The organism is Paracoccus sp. MKU1, from assembly GCF_001447385.1.
Lineage (GTDB): Bacteria > Pseudomonadota > Alphaproteobacteria > Rhodobacterales > Rhodobacteraceae > Paracoccus.
This window is the reverse complement of record NZ_LLWQ01000047.1, coordinates 1-848: the sequence shown is the minus strand read 5'-3', so window position 1 is coordinate 848 and position 848 is coordinate 1. Positions and strand designations below refer to the sequence as shown.

The 848-nt window shown below is 65.2% G+C and carries 2 protein-coding genes; both read right to left on the bottom strand.

The genetic code is table 11. The features are described 5' to 3' along the window. Window positions 1-344, bottom strand: a 344-nt coding sequence (locus AQY21_RS02860) for an isocitrate/isopropylmalate family dehydrogenase (protein ID WP_238986676.1), incomplete at its 3' end; no start/stop codon positions are given. 25 nt (window positions 345-369) lie between these two features. Beyond that, on the bottom strand, window positions 370-848 hold a 479-nt coding region (locus AQY21_RS02855; RefSeq protein ID WP_152988082.1), incomplete at its 5' end, for an MFS transporter.

Sequence of the window (848 nt, the reverse complement as noted above, 5' to 3'; positions counted from 1 at the left end):
GACTGGATGCCGGGCAGGATCTTGGTCGGGCGCACATTGGCATATTGATCGAAGCCCTGGCAGATCGGCAGGCGCAGACCCCAAAGCGTGAGGTGATCGGGCACGTCCGGCGCACCCACCGCCCCGAAGAAGATGGCGTCGAAGGCCTTCAATTGCTCAGGGCCGTCCTCGGGCATCAGCGCGCCGGTCTTCTTGTAGCGGTCCGAGCTCCAGTCGAATTCGGTGATGTCGAACGTGAACTTGCCGTCGCGCCCGGCAAGGGCCTCCAGCGCCTGCAGGCCGGCGGCGATCACTTCGGGGCCGATGCCGTCGGCGGGGATGGCGGCGATCTTGTAGGTTTTCATGGCGTTTTCCGTTCCAGAAAGGTTGTCAATGTGCGGAAGCGATGGCATCGGCCTGCTTGCGGGTGGATCTGGCGATGATCAGCGTCATCACCGCCGACAGGATCAGCAGGCCGCCCACGAAATAGAGGCCGTATTCGAAACTGCCGGTCTGGTTCTTGATCAGGCCGATGGCATAGGGGCCGACGAAACCGCCCAGATTGCCCAGGGAGTTGATCGTGGCTATGCCGGTCGCGGCGGCGGATCCCGACAGGAACAGCGTCGGCATCGACCACAGCGGCGGCTTGGCGGCACTGACGCCCGCATTCACCAGGACCAGCGCCAGGACCACGGCGACCAGCGAGACCGCGAAGCCGGCAAAGAACAGCCCCAGGCCGGCGGCCGCACAGGCCAAGGTGACGTGCCAGGTGCGCTCGCCCGTTCGGTCCGAATGGCGCGACCACAGATACATGGCGACGACGGCGAAGATCGGCGGGATCGCGTTGACCAGCCCGGTCTGGAACGAGG